Genomic DNA, 16547 nt, shown 5'->3' on the forward strand with positions numbered 1-16547 from the left:
ATGCCTAACGCCATCCTGACCAAACACGACGGCACGATCACCAGCATCCCGGCCGACAGCGTCGCCGCCATCCTGTCGACCGCTCTGGACACGCCGGACGAAAACCGGCCGCAGTTGAAGTCCATCGTGATCTCGACCTTCCGAGGCCAGGCGTCCGACTATCTGGCCCACACCGCCGTCGACGCCGCCGGCGAGATCGAGAAGGCCCGTTCGACGAAGCGCGGCGCCCTGCTGCGCTCGGCCAAGCCCCGCGCCTGGCTGGAACTGGCCGTGGGCGACGACGTGACCCGCCTGCTGCCCGGCTCGGTCCCCGGATACGAGACCCTGAACGACGAACGCCTGCGCCTGTATTGGCAGCCGCCGAAGGGCGATCCGATCCCGCTGGACGTCAACAACACCCCCGAAAACCTCGCGCGTCTCGACGCCGATATCGAAGGAGCCTGACCATGGCCAAGACCTACACCCCTGAAGAGATCGAGCAGCAGCGCGCCAATGTCGCCGCAGCCGACGCCGCTGCCGCCGCCGAACGGAAGGCGGCCGCCATGGCGGTCCTTCAGCCATTCCTCGACGCCGGCTGGGGTTCGTCGTCCGAGACCTCTCCGATCAGAACCGCGATCAAGGTCGCGCAGGATGCGGCGCACACCCTGCAGGCCATAGACCCGACCACGGCCAATCTGATGTTTTCAATGGCGATGCCGATGGTGACGGCCGACGATAAAATCCGCACCCTCGCGGCGATGAACGCCCCGTCTCCCGCCGAAGCCTGACCTCGACCCAAGCCGCCCGCACGGCTGTTTCCCCACGGCCTGACCTATGGAGGGGCGGATGCCCGAAGAAATCGCAAGTCCGCTCTCGTCGTGGAGCGGGGTGTTGGCGCTGTTGAGCGCTCTCGGCCTGGGCGGGGTGCTGACCGCCCTGGTCAGTCGGCCCTCACGCCGCACTATCGACGCCACGGCGGCCAAGGACGAGGCGACGGGCGAAGCGGCGGTGATCGCCTCCATCGCCAGCGCCTTCACCGGCACGACGGCCTCCCTCCGCGAAGAGATCGAGCGGATGCAGGAGACGTTGAACGAATTTCGGCAGCGGGTCGCTGAAGCGGAAGCGGAGGTCCGGGCGGCTGTCGCGCGCGAGGCCGTGAAGGATCGCCTGATCGCGGACCAGAAGCTGCAACTGGCCACGGCGCATGACGACGTAATCCGCCTGCGCGGCGAACGGGACGCCGCAAACGAGAAGATCGTCCAGCAGGAGGGCGAAATCCGCCAGTTGAAGGCGGTGATCGACGCCCGCGCCCGAGCAGGGGACTGATATGACCAGAGACTATGAATGGCTGGACGCCTCGGTCGTCCTGTTCGCCCTGGCCATCCTGGCCGGCATCGCGGCGGCTCTGGTGTTCAAGACCATCCCGGAGAACCAGCTGGCGATCCTGGCGTCCATCGCCTCGGGGATTCTGGGGACGGTCGTCGGCGCCTATGCCGGCTATCGCTGGGCCACGTCGAAACAAGCCAGCGAGACCATCGCGGATATGGCGCGCAAGACCGTTGCGACCCAAGTCGAGGTGGTAAACGATCCCGAGAAGCCTGTTCCGGTCGAATCCAAGAAGGACTGACGAGCCCGGTTCGCCTCAACGCCAGTGAATGTGGCGAGCCACAGCCTCGCCGCCCGAGACGAGACTGAACACCGCCCCGACAGCGGCGGCGACGATCAACACGCGGGCGTGGCGGTGTGCGAAGAAGAGAAGTTCACCGATCATGCCGGCCATATAGGCCTGGCCTGGATCGCGCACCAGTGTCCGCCTCAGCCCGCCAGCAGCCGCGTCAACAGATAGACCCCGCCCGCGATGGCCGCCCATAGGGCGAGGCTGACCGCGACCAAGGCGACGACCCGCACCTTGCGCGGCCATTTCGGCTCGGGCGCGCCCCACAGCGGGCTTCCGTTGTCGTGCTGCATCGGCATGGCGACGACCTAAGCACAAGCGAACGCCGTTCGCATCCCCTTCGACAATCTGGAGACTGACCATGGCTCGAAAGACCAGCGCGGCGGGCCGCGCGCTTATCAAGTCGTTCGAAGGCGAGCGGCTGACCGCCTATGCAGACCCAGCGACGGGTGGCGATCCGTGGACCATCGGCGTCGGTCACACCGGTCCTGAGGTCAAGCGCGGGCTGAAAATCACCCAGGCGCAATCCGACGCCTACCTGACGGCCGATCTGGCCAGGTTTGAAAAGGCCGTGAACCGCCTGACCCCGGTCACGACGCAGAACCAGTTCGATGCTCTGGTCAGCTTCGCCTTCAACGTGGGGGAGCGAAACCTCGAAACCTCCACGCTTCGTCGTTTGCACAACGCCGGTGATTACCTAGGCGCTCAGGCCCAGTTCGCGCGATGGAACAAGGCGGCCGGAAAGATCATGGCGGGCCTGACCCGGCGCCGAACCGCCGAGGCCGCTCTGTATGGGAGGCCGGATTGATCGCCCTCCGCTTCCTCCGCACCCTCACCCCGACCGCCTGGATCACCATCGGCGTCCTGGCCGCCTTCCTGCTGTTCGGCGGCTATTGCGCTCACAGGGCCGCACAGGGCGAACGCGACCGCCAGGCGGCCCAAGCCCACAAGATCGAAGCGAAGGCCTCCAGCGCGCGGGAAACGGCCGCTGGCGAGCGCCAGACCGACACCTCCACCATCCGCAACCGGCAAGAGGAGAGAGACCATGCCGCCGAAGCGATTCCTGACAGCCTCCCTGATGATCGCGAGCTTAGGCGGCGCTGTCGCCAGTTGCGGGACGCCGGGCGCAGCCTTCCCGCCTGCGGCTGACTTGCAGGTTCAGCCCAAGCCGGTCCCGCCTGACGAGGTGCTGACCAGCCGGATCGCGGGCGAGCGCTACGACAATCGGGTTGAGGCCTGGGGCGAGGAAGGCTGGGCTACGGTCGGGCGGCTGTGCCGGTTCTTCGACGCCATGGGGATGAAGGGCCTCAGTTGTCCGCCGCCGGAAATCCCACCTCGGCCGGGTTAGGCTTGCACGCGTTAACATCAAACAGTGTTGATGTTCGCCAACAGGCTGTCTGTTAATATCAACAGCGTCGAGCCCTCAGGCTCCGCTATCGAGGCCGCTCCGGGAGACCGGGGCGGCCTTTCGCTATTTGGGCCAGCGCCAGAACTCATAGAGCGCCGAACCTGTGCCTTGGAACCCGTGAATCAACAGCGTTGGAGACCGGGCGCCGCATTTCTGGCAGATCATCTTCCGCCTGAGATCGCGCAGCGGCGTGAACTGTTGCGATTTGGGCAGCGTCCGCCAAGCCGGGATGGTCGTGTGTCCGCACCGACAGACGCAGGACAGCTGATTCCCGGAGGACACGTCGTCTATCGTCGTGTCGTCGGCGTAGTAGGTCATAGGGGCCGAAAGCGCCCCAGACCCAACGCCAAGGCCTGCTGGACCAGGCGAGTGTTCTCTTCCGGCGACGGGTAGGCGACGTTCGATCCGGGCGCCAGGACATCGGGCAGGCTGGGATGGGGCCTGGGGTGCGGTTTCCCGGGCAGCGGGGCGGTGCGCGCGGCCCACTCGGCGTCTAGGCGCATCCGGTCTTCGGTTGAGAGGGGTTGTCCCATGATGTCCTCCGTCGCGCCACCGACCGAAGAAAATCGCACTACACCCGCCGCGATGTTCTCGCAATGTTCACGGCGGAACGGTTTGCTGTTGATCCACAAGCAACTGAAATCGTTGAGGTGAAGTTGCGTCCGGTTTGTGGAAATTGTGCAGACAATTCAATCTGACATTCAGATTAAAAGTCAGATGCTCTAACCAACTGAGCTAAGGACGCACCGCGCGACTTCCGGGCGGCGCCCGAACGGTCGAAGGGCGCCTTCTGTTGCAATCCGGCCTTCCGGTCAAGACCGGGTCTGCTACCAATGTCGGATGCAACCGCTTCAAGGTCTCCGCATCATCGAGTTCGACGGGCTGGGGCCGGTGACGTTCGCCGCCATGATGCTGGCCGACCTGGGGGCGGAGGTGCTGCGGCTGACCCGCAGCGAATCGGCCGCGCCCGCCGTGTTCGACCAGGTGGGCGGAGCGGTGCTGCATCGCGGGCGCGATATCGTGCCGGTCGATCTGAAGAGTCCGGCGGACAAGGCGGCGGTCCTGGCGCTGGTCGAAGGCGCCGATGCGGTCGTCGAGGGGTTTCGGCCCGGCGTGATGGAGCGGCTGGGCCTGGGCCCGGAGGTCCTGCAGGCCTCGAACCCCGCCCTGGTGTTCGGGCGGGTGACTGGATGGGGCCAGACGGGGCCGCTGGCGCAGTCGGTCGGTCACGACCTGAACTACATCGGCCTGACCGGCGTGCTGCACGCCATGGGCGAGGCGGACCGTCCGCCGGCCCCGCCGCTGAACCTGGTCGGCGACTATGGCGGCGGAGCGATGATGCTGGTGACGGGCGTCCTGGCCGCCCTGATCGAGGCCAGGACCACCGGGCGGGGTCGGGTGGTGGATGCGGCCATGACCGACGGCGCGGCCCTGCTGGCCGGCCTGTTCCAGGCGCTGCGGGGCCAGGGGATGTGGAGCGATCGACGCGGCGCCAACCTGCTGGACGGGGGAGCGCCCTTCTACCGCTGCTACACCTGCCGCGACGGCGGTTTCGTCGCCGTGGCGGCGCTGGAGCCGCGATTCTACGCCGCCCTGCTGGCCGGGCTGGAGATACGGCCCGAGACGGCGCCGCAGTACGACATGGGCGGATGGCCGGCGCTGCATGCCCGGTTCGCCGATCTGTTCGCCCGGCGCGACCGCGACGACTGGGCCGCACGCTTCGCGGGGACCGAGGCCTGCGTCACGCCGGTCCTCAGCCTGGCCGAAGCGCCCGATCATCCGCACAATCGCGCCAGGGGCGTCTTCGACCAGGGTCTGCCCGGGCCCGCGCCTCGCTTTGGCGCGGCCTCGAATGCGCCGCGTCATAGTTCCGCCCTGCCCCTGCACGAGGCTGTCGCCCGCTGGTCGGCCGCGCGGTCGGGCCGGGCCGGATGACCCGCGCGGATTTCGGCGCTAAGGAACATGAGCGCGCGACAAGCGTTGCAAGGGCGAGGAGCCGGGGAATTCAATGAGACCTTCCAACACCCTACTGGCCGCCGCCGCCCTGCTCGCGCTCGCGCTCTCTGCGTGCGACGACCGCCCGTCGCGGTCGGACGAGGGTCGCGAGCCGGTCGAGATCCAGCAGGAAGCGCCGCCGCCGGTCGAGGAGCAGCCCCCCGCCCCCGCGCCCGAAGTGCGTGACCCCGCCCCCACGCCGCCGACCGACACCCTGCCGCCCGAAGAACGCTCGTCCGAGCAGTCCGTCCAACCCGAAAGCGAGACCCTGTTCTATTGAGAACCGGGTCTCCAGGCGCCGTGCTTTGACGAAAGATCGAGTTTGACGTTCAGGCCTTCCCTGCTGGTCGCGGCGCTCGCGGCCTTTTCGGGCTGCGCGCATGTAGCCGCCGCCGATCCCCGGGCCCAGATCCGCGGGGAGATGGACGCCGAACTGCGCCGCGCGCTGGAACGGGCCGTGGGCGAGGTCGACGATGCGCCCGAAAGCCGGTTCGAGGCGCGCCGTCGCGCCGAAGGAGCGGTCGCCGCCGCCACCGCCCTGTTGCGTTCCGAAGGCTATTACCAGCCCACGGTGGAGGATCTGGTCGAAGGGGACGACAGCCCCGTCGCCATCGTCGCGGTCCAGCCGGGCCGGCGCTTTCTGCTGACCGATCCGACGGTGGCCTGGACAGACCCCGCGCCCGAGGCGGAGACGCAACGGAAGGGGCGCGAGGCCATAGGGCTGAAGGCCGGCGATCCAGGCCGCGCCGTCGATGTGATCGCGGGCGAAGGGCGGTTGGTCGCGGCCCTGGTGCGCGACGGCTACGCCGACGCCACGGCCGATCCGCGCCGGGTGGTGGTGGACCACGCCGCCTATACCGTCGCGCCGGAATACCGGATCGATTCGGGCGCCCTGGTGCGGCTGAACGGGGTGCGGGTGCTGGGTCGGGGGCGGACCAATCCCGGATGGGTCGCCGGTCTCGCGCCCTGGGAGGAAGGCGACCGCTACGACCCCGATCAGGTCGCGGAACTGGAGCGGCGGCTTCTGGACACGGGCGTCTACGACGGCGTCGGCGTGTCTCTGTCGCCGGTGGACCAGACCACGCCCGAAGGCCTGAGACCCGTGATCGTCAGCCTGCAGGATCGGCCGCGCCGCGTGCTGGAGGCCGGCGCCACCTGGTCGACCGCCGAGGGCGTGGGCGTCGATCTGATCCAGACCCGCTACAACCGCTTCGGCCGCGCCGACACGTTGAGGCTGGAAGCGCGCGTGGCCGATATCGACAGCCGGATCGGCGCCGACCTGTCCCTGCCCCACTGGCGCAAGCCCGGCCGGACGCTGAAGCTGGGCGCCGCCGTCGTCAACGAGGACACCGACGCCTATCTGCGCACGGCCCTGGTGCTGTACGCCGACCTGCAGCAGCGGATCGGCAAGACCTCCTACTTCAACTATGGGATCGGGCTGGACGCGGGGCGCTACAGCGAGACGCGCTACGACTACACCACCCTTCCGCCGCAGCGGGTGACGTTCGACCGCGACCTGGCGATCATCACCGCGCGGACCAGCGCCTACATCGACCAGTCGAACGACCCGCTGAACCCGACCAAGGGTTGGCGCGTGAATCTGGCGGTTCAGCCGACCGCGGTGACGGGCGAGAGCAACATCCTGTTCTTGCGCACCGAGACCCAGGCCACCGCCTATATGCCGGTAGGGGGCGAGCGGACCATTCTGGCCGGGCGGGTTCGGATCGGCTCCATCGTCGGCGGCAGCGAGCTGAACGTGCCGTCCGATCGCCTGTTCTATTCCGGCGGCGGCGGATCGGTGCGGGGATACTCCTATCAGGGCGTGAACCCCCAACTGCCCGACGGCACGCCGCGCGGGGGGCTGTCGTTGTTCGAGACCTCGCTGGAGGCGCGCCAGTCGATCGGCCAGAGCTTCCAGGCCGTCGCCTTCGTGGACGCCGGGTCCATCGGCTTCCAGGAGACGCCGAACTTTTCCAACATGCGCTACGGCGCGGGCGTGGGGGTGCGCTACATGCTGCCGTTCGGACCGATCCGCGCCGACGTCGCCCTGCCTCTGAACAAGCGCGAAGGCGATTCCGACTTCCAGATCTACATCAGCATCGGGCAGGCGTTTTGACCGAGACACCGCCCGAGCGCGAGGCCGAACACAAGCCCCAGGTCGCGTCGCAAGAGACGACATCCGCGACCCCGGCCAAGCGGTCGCGGCGGCGCGGCCTAGCCAAGCGCATCGCCCTGATCGCCGGGGCGGTAGTTGTGGGCTTGCTGGTGCTGGCGGCGGCGGCGCTCGTGGCGGGGCGATTCTACATCGCCTCGGACGGCGGACGGCAGATGGTGCTGGAGAGAATCCAGGACTTGAAGATCAGCCGCTACGGCCGGCTGAAGGTCTATGGGCTGAAGGGCGACTTGCTGAGCGACTTCAGCATCGACCGCATCACCCTGGCCGACGCCCAGGGCGTCTGGCTGGAAGCGAACAACCTCAGCCTGGACTGGTCGTATAGGGCGCTGCTGGGCCGCCGCTTCCACGCCAACGACCTGAAGGCCGAGACGATCCGGGTGCTACGCCGCCCTGTGCTGGAGCCGCCGACCAACGAACCCTCCCGCCCCCAGCCGATCTCAGTGCGGATCGACAAGTTCGCCGCCAACATCGAACTGATGGAGGGCTTCTCCAAGGAATATGGCCGCTGGAGCCTGTCGGGCGACGCCAGCCTGCCCCGCCGCGGCGCCAAGAGCGCCACCATCAATGCCGACAGCCTGAACCGGCCCGGCGACTATCTGCGGCTGGCGGCCAGTTTCGGCGGCAAGCTGGAGGACACGCGGCTGAACCTGCGCGCCAACGAGGCTCAGGGCGGCCCCCTGGCCGGCGCCCTGGGCTATTCGCCCGACCAGCCCTTCTCGGCCGTCGCGGTGGTGAACGCCGACGTGGTCGACGCCCGGGTCCAGACGGGCCGATTCGTTCCTCTGATCGTCCAGGGCCATTTCGGCGAAAAGGGTTCGCGCGTTTCGGGCTTCGCCGACTTCAGCGGATCGGACCTGCTGGCGCCCTTCGTGACGCGGATCGGGCGCACGGCGCGGTTCGGCTTCGCCATGGTTCCCACCCCGGACAAGGCCAGTCAGGGCGTGGCCTGGAAGCTGATCTCCGAAAACGTCCAGTCCGAGGCGCGGGGCCTGATCCGAATGTCGGATCGCAGCGCGCCGGACGGGATCAAGCTGGATATCCAGACCGCTTCCTTGAGCCGGCTGGCCGGATCGGACGTGGCTGGACCGGCGGCCTATGGCGGGCTGTTCAAGGGCGACGCCCGGAACTGGACGCTGGACGGACAGGTCACGCTGCTGAACGCCAATGTCGCCAGCTATCGCGCCACCCGCATCGCCGGGCCGCTGAACGTCGCGGTCAGGAACGGCCAGATGGATCTGAACGGCGACATCCGCGCCAACGGCGGATCCGGCGAAGGCATCATCGGCGGCCTGCTGGGCGCCGCGCCGCGGGTGCAGATGCAGGCGGCGCGGATGAAGGACGGGGCCATCCTGCTGAAGAAGATCGACCTGCAGGGCCAGGGACTGAGGCTGAACGGCTCGGGCTCGCGCAATCTGCTGGGCGGCATGAGCTTCAGGGGCGAGGCGCAGTTGACGGACGCCGCGCGTATCCGGCGCGAGGCGCGCGGCGCCTTCGGGGGACCGATCCGGGCGTCGTCGGCGCGCGCGGGCGCGCCCTGGGTCCTGAACTTCGACGGGCGGGGCCGCAATCTGAGCGTCGGCATGGCCGAGCTGGATCGCATCCTGGGCAGGACGCCGCGTCTGCAACTGGCGGGACGGTTGAACGGCGGCCGCATCGAGGTGGAGCGCGGCGAATTGACCGGCGCGGCCGGCCGCGCGGGCGCCAAGGGGCTGATCGAGACGGCGGGACGGCTGCGGCTGGCGCTGAACTGGAACGCGCGAGGACCGTTCGCGGCCGGGCCGGTCGAGATCGGCGGCGACATGAATGGACGCGGCGCCCTGACCGGCACCCTGTCGCAGCCGCGCGTCGACCTGACCGCCGGCTTCCAGCGGGTGACGGCCGGCGCCCTGACGCTGAACGACGCCGACATGACGCTGAGCTTCCGCAAGGGGGCCGACGCCTCCGACGGCCGGATCACGGTGGTCAGCGGATCGAACTACGGACCGGCCCGCGCCTCGGGCAACTTCTTCCTGGGCGGCCAGCGCATCCGCCTCAGCGACCTGGACGTGGATGCGGGCGGGGTGACGGCCAAGGGCGCCGTCGCCCTGTCGGACAACATCCCCTCCAGCGCCGACCTGACCTTCACCGCGCGCGCCGGGGCCTTCCTGGCGTCGGGCGAGGCGAACGGCCGGGTGCGCCTGACCGACGGGGGCGGATCGGACAGCGCCATTCTGGACATCAGCGGCCGAAACGTGCGGCTGGCGGGCCAGGGCTGGGTCATCCGCACCCTGGACCTGGACGGGCGCGGCACGCTGAACAACCTGCCCTTCACCCTGGCGCTGGACGTCGGCGGGTCGACGCCGGCGCAATTCAACGGCACGGGCGTCTATTCGCGCCAGAATACGACCCACGGCCTGACGCTGCGCGGCGGCGGGCGGGTGCGCGAGGTGGCCTTCACCACCCGCAGCCCGGCCTCCATCACTCTGAACGGGGCCAATCGCACGGCGCATCTGGATCTGGGCGTCGGCGGCGGGGTGCTGCTGGCCGACCTGAGGCAGGATGCGCGCACGGTCGCGGTCCAGGCCGATCTGACACGGGTGGACCTGGGCTCCATCTCGCCGGACCTGCGCGGCAGCGTGACCGGCCAGGTGGCGATGCGCGGCGCCGGAAGCGATCTATCGGGCGCGGCCAACATCGCCTTGCAGAACGTGCGCAGCATCGACGCGCCGCGCGGCCTGGCCGTGGACGGCCGGGTGGACGCGACTCTGGCCGGCGACCGGCTGACGATCAAGGCGACGGCCGTGGACGAGGGCGCGGTTCAGGCCTCGGCCGACGTGGTTCTGCCGGTCGAGGCGTCGGCGGCGCCGCTGCGGCTGGCCATCGCCCGCACGCGCGAGATGTCGGGACGGGTGTCGATCAACGGTCAGATCCAGCCGATCTGGGACCTGTTCCTGGGCGGCGAACGCAGCCTGGCGGGCCAGGTGGCGGGCCAGGCGATGATCGGCGGCAGCCTGAACGCGCCGCGCCTGAACGGCCGCTTCGACCTGAGCCAGGGCAGCTATCGCGAGAAGGCGGTAGGCCTGGTGCTGGGCGATCTGACGCTGCGGACCCGGTTCGACGACACGGCGGCCCAGATCGAGACCTTCACCGCCAACGACACGAGCGGCGGGACCGTGTCCGGCCAGGGCCGGGTGGGCCTGCGCCAGGGGTCGGGCTCCAACGCCCAGCTGACGCTGAACCGTTTCCGGGTCATCGACAACGACATCGCCGAGGCGCGGGCCTCGGGGCCGATCACCATCGTTCGCGGGGCCGACGGCAACATTCAGCTCGGCGGCCAGATCGTGGTCGACGAGGCCAATATCGAACCCGAACTGCCCGGCTCGACAGGCATCGTCTCGATGGACGTCGTCGAGATCAACCGCCCCGGCGGCGATCCGGTCGAAACCGAGCGGAAGGCGCGCGGTCCCCAGATCGGCATGGACATCAGCCTGAGGTCGTCGGGCGGCAAGGTGCGGGTCAACGGGCGGGGCCTGAACGTGATCCTGGACGTCAACGCCAGGGTGCGCGGCACCATCGCCGATCCGCAGCTGACCGGCGCAGCCAATGTGGTGCGCGGCGACTACGAGTTCGCGGGCAAGCGGTTCGTGTTCGACGACACCGGCCGCGTCACCCTGTCGACCGATCCCAAGCAGATTCGCCTGAACCTGTCGGCCACGCGCGAAGACGCGGCCCTGACCGCCTCCATCGACGTGACGGGCACGGCGGCCGAGCCGAAGATCGCCCTGACCTCCACGCCCGCCCTGCCGCAGGACGAAATCCTGTCGCAGGTGCTGTTCGGGCGGTCGGCGTCGCAACTGTCGGCCTTCGAGGCGGCGCAGCTGGCGGCGGGGGTCGCGGCCCTGGCCGGCGGCGGCGGCTTCGACGTGATCGGCAACCTCCGCGAACTTGCGGGCCTGGATCGGCTGTCGTTCGGCGGCGAAGCGTCGGCGGTCACGGTGGCGGGCGGACGCTACATCACCGACGACGTCTATCTGGAGGTCATCGGCGGCGGCCAGAACGGCGCGGCGGTCAAGGTCGAGTGGCAGCCCCGGCGCAATATCGCCGTCGCCTCCCAGTTCGGCGGCCAGGGCGACACCAGCCTGTCGATCCGCTGGCGCCACGAAAGCCGCGAGGCCGGCGACCGTCGTCCGAACCGGGGCGGACGAAACCGCTAGGTTCGATCGACATTCGATCCATGATCGTCATTCGACGAGTCCAACCGAAGAAAAAACAGTCCAACGAGTCCAACGAGTCCAAGTCCAGGCGGGAGATGGCGATGTCAAAGACCGGCCTGGATCATAACCCCGTTCGACATCGTGGGCGGGTAAATGCCGATACCGGCTTTCAAGCCGCTGAAAAGACAGGGGTTGGCCTGCGGGATTAGGCGGGTCGGCGGCCGCAACCCATCGGTCCAGCTAGGTTCGATCGACATTCGAGAAGACAGGCGTCTCGGCGCGTCATTCCGGGACTGGAGCGGAAAGAAGAACCCGGAACCCAGGGCCACAGTCGCGCTAGTGAACGCCTCCAATGCCCGATGCCCGACGCCCGCCTCCTGGGTTCCGGGTTCGTCCTGCGGACGCCCCGGAATGACGTTCATCGTCCGAATGTCGATTGAACCTAGAGAACCTCCAGCACCCGCTCCAGCGGACGGCCGACGACGGCGCCCTTGTCGGTCTCGACGATGGGGCGTTCGATCAGGATCGGCTGGGCCAGGGCGGCGGCCATCAGCGCCTGATCGTCGGCGCCGGCGTCCAGCAGGGCCCTGGCCTCGGCCTCCTTGCCGCGCATCAGGCCGGACAGGCCGCCGCCGGTCCTGGCCGCCAGCCGTTCCAGCGTGGCCCGGTCCCAGCCGGTCTTCAGATATTCGACCACGGTCGGCTCGATCCCCCGCTCGCGCAGCAAGGCCAGGGCGTTGCGCGAGGTCGAGCATTTGGGATTGTGATAGAGGACGACGGCCGTCACGCTTGGCTCCGCCGTGGCCTGCGCAGCATCTTTCCGCGCGGGGGATTGAGCGGCTTCACGGCCCGCAGCCAGAGCCTGATCGTATCGCGCGCCATCGTCGCCCCCTCGTGATGTCGCGCGGACACTAGCGGCGATCGGCGACGACTTACAGACCCCGACCTTCACCTTTGCCGTCGGGCCGTCTAGGGTGCGGCCGATGCGGATTCTAACCTCCGACCAGGCCGTCCTCGACCACGTCGCCGGGCGACGCGAGGCCATCGTCGGGCGCACCATCGACTGGGCGAACATCAACTCCGGCAGCCGCAACGCGGTCGGTTTGAACGCCGTGATGGATGCGCTGGAAACGACGGCGAAGGCCCTGCCCGCCACGGTCGAGCGTATCCCGACCCACGGCTCGACCAGCGTCGCCGACGACGGATCGGTGCGGACCGAGGCCCATGCCGCCGCCCTGAAGATCTCCGCGCGACCCAGTGCGCCGATCCAGGTCGTGCTGACCGGCCATTACGACACGGTCTTCCCCGCCGACAGCCGGTTCCAGACCGTGACGACACGGGCGGACGGCGCCCTGAACGGGCCGGGCGTGGCGGACATGAAGGGCGGGATCAGCGTGATGCTGGCCGCGCTGGAGGCGTTCGAGACCCACCCCAATCGGCACGGCGTCGGCTGGACCGTGCTGCTGAGCCCCGACGAGGAGATCGGCTCGCCGGCCTCCGCGCCGCTGCTGGCCGAACTGGGCGCGCGCGGTCATGTGGGCCTGACCTATGAGCCGGCGCTGGCGGACGGGACGTTGGCGGGCGCGCGCAAGGGCAGCGGCAACTATCATCTGATCGTGGCGGGTCGCGCGGCCCACGCCGGGCGGGCTTTCGACGAGGGGCGCAATGCGGTGGCCGGCGCGGCCATCCTCGCCGCCGCCCTGCACGGGTTGAACGGTCGCCACGCGGGCGTCACCGTCAACGTCGCCAAGATTTCGGGCGGCGGCGCCCTGAACGTGGTGGCCGACAAGGCCGTGGTGCGCTTCAATGTGCGCGTGCCGGACAAGGCCGCCGCCGACTGGATCGACGCGGCGGTGCGCCGGATCGCCGCCGAACCGCCGTTCGAGGGGCTGACGCTGGACCTGCACGGCGGCTTCACCCGCCCGCCCAAGCCGATGGACGCGGCCCAGACCGCCCTGTTCGAAGCGGTGAAGGCGGCCGGCGCCCTGCTGGGCCAGGACATCGCCTGGACGCCGTCGGGCGGTGTGTGCGAAGGCAACAATCTGCACGCCGTCGGCCTGCCCAACATCGACACCCTGGGCGTCCGGGGCGGCGACATCCATTCGGACCAGGAGTTCGCCTGGCCCGACAGTTTCGTCGAACGCGCGCAGTTGAGCGCCCTGATCCTGTGCAAGATCGCCTCGGGCGAGATCGACGCGGCCAGGCTGAAGTTCTTGCGTCTGGAGACGATGTGATTTCGACCCCTGTTCTCTCGTCATCCTCCGGCAAGGCGCGCAGCGCCGCAGACCGGGGGACCCAGCGGCGCGCGAAAGCGCGAACCTGCCACGCACCGCAGCCGCAGCCCCATCGCCTTCGCCACGCTGTGGCGCCGCTGGATCCCCCGGTCTCGCTGCGCTCGCCGGAGGATGACGACAGACCAATGTTGGGAGGGGCGTTCTGAATGCTTGTCGTGCGTCCTGCCGGCCCCGCCGATCTCGACAGCCTGCTGGAACTGGCCATCCTGTCCGGGCCGGGCTTCACCAGCCTGCCCGAAGACCCCGACGCCCTGTCGGATCGGCTGGAATTGAGCCAGGCCAGCTTCCGCGGCGAGGTCGCGCGGCAGGAGGCCTGGTACACCTTGATGCTGGAGGACGGCGACACGGGCGACATCGACGGCGTCGGCTCGGTCAAGGCCACGGTCGGGCTGAAACGGCCGTTCTTCTCGTTCCGGGTGGTCAACAACACGGTCCAGTCGCCGTCCCTGGGGGTCAAGCTGGATCACCAGACCCTGGTGCTGGTCAACGAATGCACCGGCTGGACCGAGGTCGGATCGCTGTTCCTGAAGGCGGATCGCAGGAAGGGCGGCGCGGGCCGGCTGCTCAGCCAGTCGCGCTACATGCTGATCGGCGCCCAACCCGAACTGTTCGCCGAAAACGTGCTGGCCGAACTTCGCGGGGTGTTCACCCCCGACGGCGCCTGCCCCTTCTGGGATCATGTGGCGCACAAATTCTTCCCGATGGAGTTCGACCACGCCGACCGGATGACCGGCTCCACCGACAAGCAGTTCATCCTGGACCTGGCGCCGCGCCACCCGATCTATGTCGAACTGCTGCCTGAACCGGCCCGCGCCGTGATCGGCAAGGTGCATCCGCAAGGGGTGCCGGCGATGGCGCTGCTGGAAAGCGAGGGCTTTCGCCCCAACGGTCTGGTGGACATCTTCGATGCGGGACCGACCGTCTCGTGCGGGCGGGACAATATCCGCACCGTGCGCGATGCGCGGCGGCTGACGGTTCGGATCGCGGACACGGTCGAGGCCGAACTGCCGGCCCTGATCTCGACCGACAGCGTCGCCGCCTTCCGGGCCGTGCGCGCCAGGTGCGACATCCATGATCCGGTCGTGCGCATCACCCCCGAGACCGCCGCCGCGCTGAAGGTGCGGAACGGCGCCGTCGTCCGAGTGAAATCGTGATTTCTCTCTTTCCGCTCATCCCCGCGAAAGCGGGGATCCAGTGCTTTCGCATCGTCGGTGCGTCGGATGACCGCCGGAATTTGATCTCACGCACCTTTCGCCCAAAGCGCTGGGTCCCCGCTTTCGCGGGGATGAGCGGATTGGAATAGAGCCATGACCCACTTCAAATCCTTCGACCCCGCCACCGAAGCGACCAACTGGGAGGGCGAGGCCGCCGGCCCCGCCCAGGTCCAGGCCGCCGTGGACGCCGCCCGCGCCGCCTTCCCCGCCTGGGCCGATGCGCCGCGCGCCGAGCGGATCGAGGCGGTCAAACGCTATCAAGCCGTGCTGAAGGACCGCGCGCCCCGGATCGCCGAGGCCATCAGCCGCGAGACCGGCAAGCCCCTGTGGGAGACAAGGACCGAGGCGGCCGCCATGATTGGCAAGGTCGACATCTCGATCCGCGCCTATGACGAACGCACTGGCGAGCGCGCCAGCGACACCGCCTTCGGCCGCGCCGTCCTGCGCCACCGGCCGCACGGGGTCGCGGCGGTGCTGGGGCCGTTCAACTTCCCCGGCCACCTGCCCAACGGCCATATCGTCCCGGCCCTGCTGGCGGGCGACACGGTCGTCTTCAAGCCCTCGGAGGAAACGCCCCTGGTCGGTCAGGTCATGGCCGAGGCGTTCGAAGCCGCCGACCTGCCCCAGGGCGTGGTCAATGTGGTCCAGGGCGGGCGCGAGACGGGCGCGGCCCTGCTGGATGCAGGCATCGACGCCCTGATGTTCACCGGCTCGGGCGCGGCGGGCGCGCACTTCCGGCGGAAGTTCGCCGACGATCCGCACGTCGTCCTGGCGCTGGAGCTGGGCGGCAACAATCCGCTGGTCGTCTGGGACGCCGCCGACGCCGAGGCCGTGGCGGGAATCGCGGTGCAGTCCGCCTTCGTCACCACCGGCCAGCGCTGCTCGTGCGCGCGGCGCCTGGTCGTGCCGGAAGGGCCGCAGGGCGACGCCGTCGTCGAAGCGATAGCCGCCCTGTCCGACCGTCTGGTGTTCGGCCCCTGGGACAGCGATCCCGAACCCTATGCCGGCCCGCTGATCTCGGCCCGCGCCGCCGAGACCGCGCTGAAGGCGCTGCAGGATCGGATCGACAGGGGGGCCAAGGTCGTCCGCGCCTCGGGCCCTGTCGCTAATCTTCCGGGCGCCTTCGTCAAGCCGGCCATCATCGACGTGACCGGCGTCGATGTCCCGGACGAGGAGATGTTCGCCCCCTTCCTGTCTGTGACTCGCGTCCCCAGCTTCGACGCCGCGATCCAGGCCGCCAACGCCACCCGCTACGGGCTCTCCGCCGGTCTGGTCAGCGACGATCCCGCCCACTGGGACCGGTTCATCCGCCGCATCCGAGCGGGCGTGGTCAACTTCAACCGCCCGACCACCGGCGCCGCCGGCGACATGCCCTTCGGCGGCCTGGGCGCCAGCGGCAACCACCGCCCCAGCGCCTGGTACGCCGCCGACTATTGCGCCTATCCGGTCGCCAGCTTCGAGGCCGATGCGGTCGCCAACATCGAAGGCGAGATCAAGGGGCTGCGGTCGTGACGGCCCACCATGCCTCTCCCTCCCCGTTCCGGGGAGGGTCGTCGCGCAGCGTCGGGGTGGGGGCGGCCCGGCAGGGACGCACTGCTGGATGCCGAACAGGT

Annotated in this window: 18 protein-coding genes; 14 read left to right on the forward strand and 4 right to left on the reverse strand. The window is 69.2% G+C overall.

Going from position 1 to position 16547, the window contains the following annotated elements:
- Genes AC0L6G_RS07250 through AC0L6G_RS07265 form a run of 4 tightly spaced genes read left to right on the forward strand, consistent with a single transcriptional unit; the run spans position 1 to position 1606 of the window.
- Positions 1 to 444 (forward strand): hypothetical protein, encoded by a 444-nt coding sequence (locus AC0L6G_RS07250; protein WP_473253103.1) that lies wholly within the window; start codon positions 1 to 3, stop codon positions 442 to 444.
- Between the two features lie 2 nt (positions 445 to 446).
- Positions 447 to 767 carry a hypothetical protein gene (locus AC0L6G_RS07255; protein ID WP_473253104.1) on the forward strand — a complete coding sequence of 107 codons (321 nt, stop codon included), beginning with the start codon at positions 447 to 449 and terminating at the stop codon, positions 765 to 767.
- A 58-nt stretch (positions 768 to 825) separates the two neighbouring features.
- Positions 826 to 1305 (forward strand): hypothetical protein, encoded by a 480-nt coding sequence (locus AC0L6G_RS07260; RefSeq protein ID WP_220675512.1) that lies wholly within the window; start codon positions 826 to 828, stop codon positions 1303 to 1305.
- Between the two features lies 1 nt (position 1306).
- On the forward strand, positions 1307 to 1606 hold the full coding sequence (locus AC0L6G_RS07265) for a hypothetical protein (RefSeq protein ID WP_473253105.1): 300 nt from the start codon (positions 1307 to 1309) through the stop codon (positions 1604 to 1606).
- Between the two features lie 15 nt (positions 1607 to 1621).
- Here the strand turns inward: AC0L6G_RS07265 and AC0L6G_RS07270 are convergent, their stop codons facing one another.
- Together AC0L6G_RS07270 and AC0L6G_RS07275 are read right to left on the reverse strand one after the other, a co-directional pair.
- Complete coding sequence (locus tag AC0L6G_RS07270) at positions 1622 to 1783, reverse strand: hypothetical protein (protein WP_473253106.1); 162 nt, start codon at positions 1781 to 1783, stop codon at positions 1622 to 1624.
- 11 nt (positions 1784 to 1794) lie between these two features.
- On the reverse strand, positions 1795 to 1953 hold the full coding sequence (locus AC0L6G_RS07275) for a hypothetical protein (RefSeq protein ID WP_473253107.1): 159 nt from the start codon (positions 1951 to 1953) through the stop codon (positions 1795 to 1797).
- A gap of 62 nt (positions 1954 to 2015) precedes the next feature.
- Here AC0L6G_RS07275 and AC0L6G_RS07280 point away from each other — a divergent pair, with 62 nt between their 5' ends.
- From AC0L6G_RS07280 to AC0L6G_RS07290, 3 genes are read left to right on the forward strand one after another with little or no spacing between them, the layout of a single operon-like run.
- The gene (locus AC0L6G_RS07280; protein WP_291535638.1) at positions 2016 to 2462 is read left to right on the forward strand and encodes a lysozyme; all 447 of its coding nucleotides are present in this window, start codon (positions 2016 to 2018) and stop codon (positions 2460 to 2462) included.
- Entirely contained in the window at positions 2459 to 2803 is a 345-nt protein-coding gene (locus tag AC0L6G_RS07285; protein ID WP_473253108.1) for a hypothetical protein, read from the forward strand. The genes AC0L6G_RS07280 and AC0L6G_RS07285 overlap by 4 nt, the downstream gene beginning before the upstream one ends.
- A 1-nt stretch (position 2804) precedes the next feature.
- The gene (locus AC0L6G_RS07290; protein ID WP_473253109.1) at positions 2805 to 3002 is read left to right on the forward strand and encodes a hypothetical protein; all 198 of its coding nucleotides are present in this window, start codon (positions 2805 to 2807) and stop codon (positions 3000 to 3002) included.
- A gap of 374 nt (positions 3003 to 3376) precedes the next feature.
- On the opposite strand, the gene AC0L6G_RS07295 is transcribed toward AC0L6G_RS07290, so the two are convergent.
- Complete coding sequence (locus AC0L6G_RS07295) at positions 3377 to 3595, reverse strand: hypothetical protein (protein WP_473253110.1); 219 nt, start codon at positions 3593 to 3595, stop codon at positions 3377 to 3379.
- A gap of 307 nt (positions 3596 to 3902) precedes the next feature.
- Here AC0L6G_RS07295 and AC0L6G_RS07300 point away from each other — a divergent pair, with 307 nt between their 5' ends.
- From AC0L6G_RS07300 to AC0L6G_RS07315, 4 genes are all read left to right on the forward strand, one after another.
- The gene (locus AC0L6G_RS07300) at positions 3903 to 4997 is read left to right on the forward strand and encodes a CaiB/BaiF CoA transferase family protein (protein ID WP_473253111.1); all 1095 of its coding nucleotides are present in this window, start codon (positions 3903 to 3905) and stop codon (positions 4995 to 4997) included.
- Positions 4998 to 5070: 73 nt separating this feature from the next.
- Positions 5071 to 5337, forward strand: a complete 267-nt coding sequence (locus AC0L6G_RS07305; protein WP_473253112.1) for a hypothetical protein — start codon at positions 5071 to 5073, stop codon at positions 5335 to 5337.
- Positions 5338 to 5379: 42 nt separating this feature from the next.
- Entirely contained in the window at positions 5380 to 7173 is a 1794-nt protein-coding gene (locus AC0L6G_RS07310; RefSeq protein WP_293827270.1) for an autotransporter assembly complex protein TamA, read from the forward strand.
- A complete protein-coding gene (locus tag AC0L6G_RS07315; protein ID WP_473253113.1) occupies positions 7170 to 11426 on the forward strand; it encodes a translocation/assembly module TamB domain-containing protein in 4257 nt (1418 codons plus the stop codon). The genes AC0L6G_RS07310 and AC0L6G_RS07315 overlap by 4 nt, the downstream gene beginning before the upstream one ends.
- A gap of 442 nt (positions 11427 to 11868) precedes the next feature.
- Here the strand turns inward: AC0L6G_RS07315 and arsC are convergent, their stop codons facing one another.
- The gene (arsC, locus tag AC0L6G_RS07320; protein WP_293827272.1) at positions 11869 to 12213 is read right to left on the reverse strand and encodes an arsenate reductase (glutaredoxin); all 345 of its coding nucleotides are present in this window, start codon (positions 12211 to 12213) and stop codon (positions 11869 to 11871) included.
- 196 nt (positions 12214 to 12409) lie between these two features.
- Between arsC and AC0L6G_RS07325 the strand changes: the two genes are divergently transcribed.
- The 3 genes from AC0L6G_RS07325 to astD all read left to right on the forward strand — a co-directional run bounded on the left by AC0L6G_RS07325 (position 12410) and on the right by astD (position 16446).
- Positions 12410 to 13660 carry a hydrolase gene (locus tag AC0L6G_RS07325; RefSeq protein ID WP_473253114.1) on the forward strand — a complete coding sequence of 417 codons (1251 nt, stop codon included), beginning with the start codon at positions 12410 to 12412 and terminating at the stop codon, positions 13658 to 13660.
- Between the two features lie 206 nt (positions 13661 to 13866).
- Complete coding sequence (locus AC0L6G_RS07330) at positions 13867 to 14874, forward strand: arginine N-succinyltransferase (protein ID WP_473253115.1); 1008 nt, start codon at positions 13867 to 13869, stop codon at positions 14872 to 14874.
- Positions 14875 to 15027: 153 nt separating this feature from the next.
- Positions 15028 to 16446, forward strand: a complete 1419-nt coding sequence (gene astD / locus AC0L6G_RS07335) for a succinylglutamate-semialdehyde dehydrogenase (protein WP_473253116.1) — start codon at positions 15028 to 15030, stop codon at positions 16444 to 16446.
- Positions 16447 to 16547 lie beyond the last annotated feature (101 nt).

This window comes from Brevundimonas sp. D3-1P (assembly GCF_055809335.1).

Coding starts and splice junctions, on each gene's coding strand:
- AC0L6G_RS07250 (WP_473253103.1), top strand. CDS start 1: ATGCCTAACGCCATCCTGACCAAACACGACGGCACGATCACCAGCATC.
- AC0L6G_RS07255 (WP_473253104.1), top strand. CDS start 447: ATGGCCAAGACCTACACCCCTGAAGAGATCGAGCAGCAGCGCGCCAAT.
- AC0L6G_RS07260 (WP_220675512.1), top strand. CDS start 826: ATGCCCGAAGAAATCGCAAGTCCGCTCTCGTCGTGGAGCGGGGTGTTG.
- AC0L6G_RS07265 (WP_473253105.1), top strand. CDS start 1,307: ATGACCAGAGACTATGAATGGCTGGACGCCTCGGTCGTCCTGTTCGCC.
- AC0L6G_RS07275 (WP_473253107.1), bottom strand. CDS start 1,953: ATGCCGATGCAGCACGACAACGGAAGCCCGCTGTGGGGCGCGCCCGAG.
- AC0L6G_RS07280 (WP_291535638.1), top strand. CDS start 2,016: ATGGCTCGAAAGACCAGCGCGGCGGGCCGCGCGCTTATCAAGTCGTTC.
- AC0L6G_RS07295 (WP_473253110.1), bottom strand. CDS start 3,595: ATGGGACAACCCCTCTCAACCGAAGACCGGATGCGCCTAGACGCCGAG.
- AC0L6G_RS07300 (WP_473253111.1), top strand. CDS start 3,903: ATGCAACCGCTTCAAGGTCTCCGCATCATCGAGTTCGACGGGCTGGGG.
- AC0L6G_RS07305 (WP_473253112.1), top strand. CDS start 5,071: ATGAGACCTTCCAACACCCTACTGGCCGCCGCCGCCCTGCTCGCGCTC.
- AC0L6G_RS07325 (WP_473253114.1), top strand. CDS start 12,410: ATGCGGATTCTAACCTCCGACCAGGCCGTCCTCGACCACGTCGCCGGG.
- AC0L6G_RS07330 (WP_473253115.1), top strand. CDS start 13,867: ATGCTTGTCGTGCGTCCTGCCGGCCCCGCCGATCTCGACAGCCTGCTG.
- astD (WP_473253116.1), top strand. CDS start 15,028: ATGACCCACTTCAAATCCTTCGACCCCGCCACCGAAGCGACCAACTGG.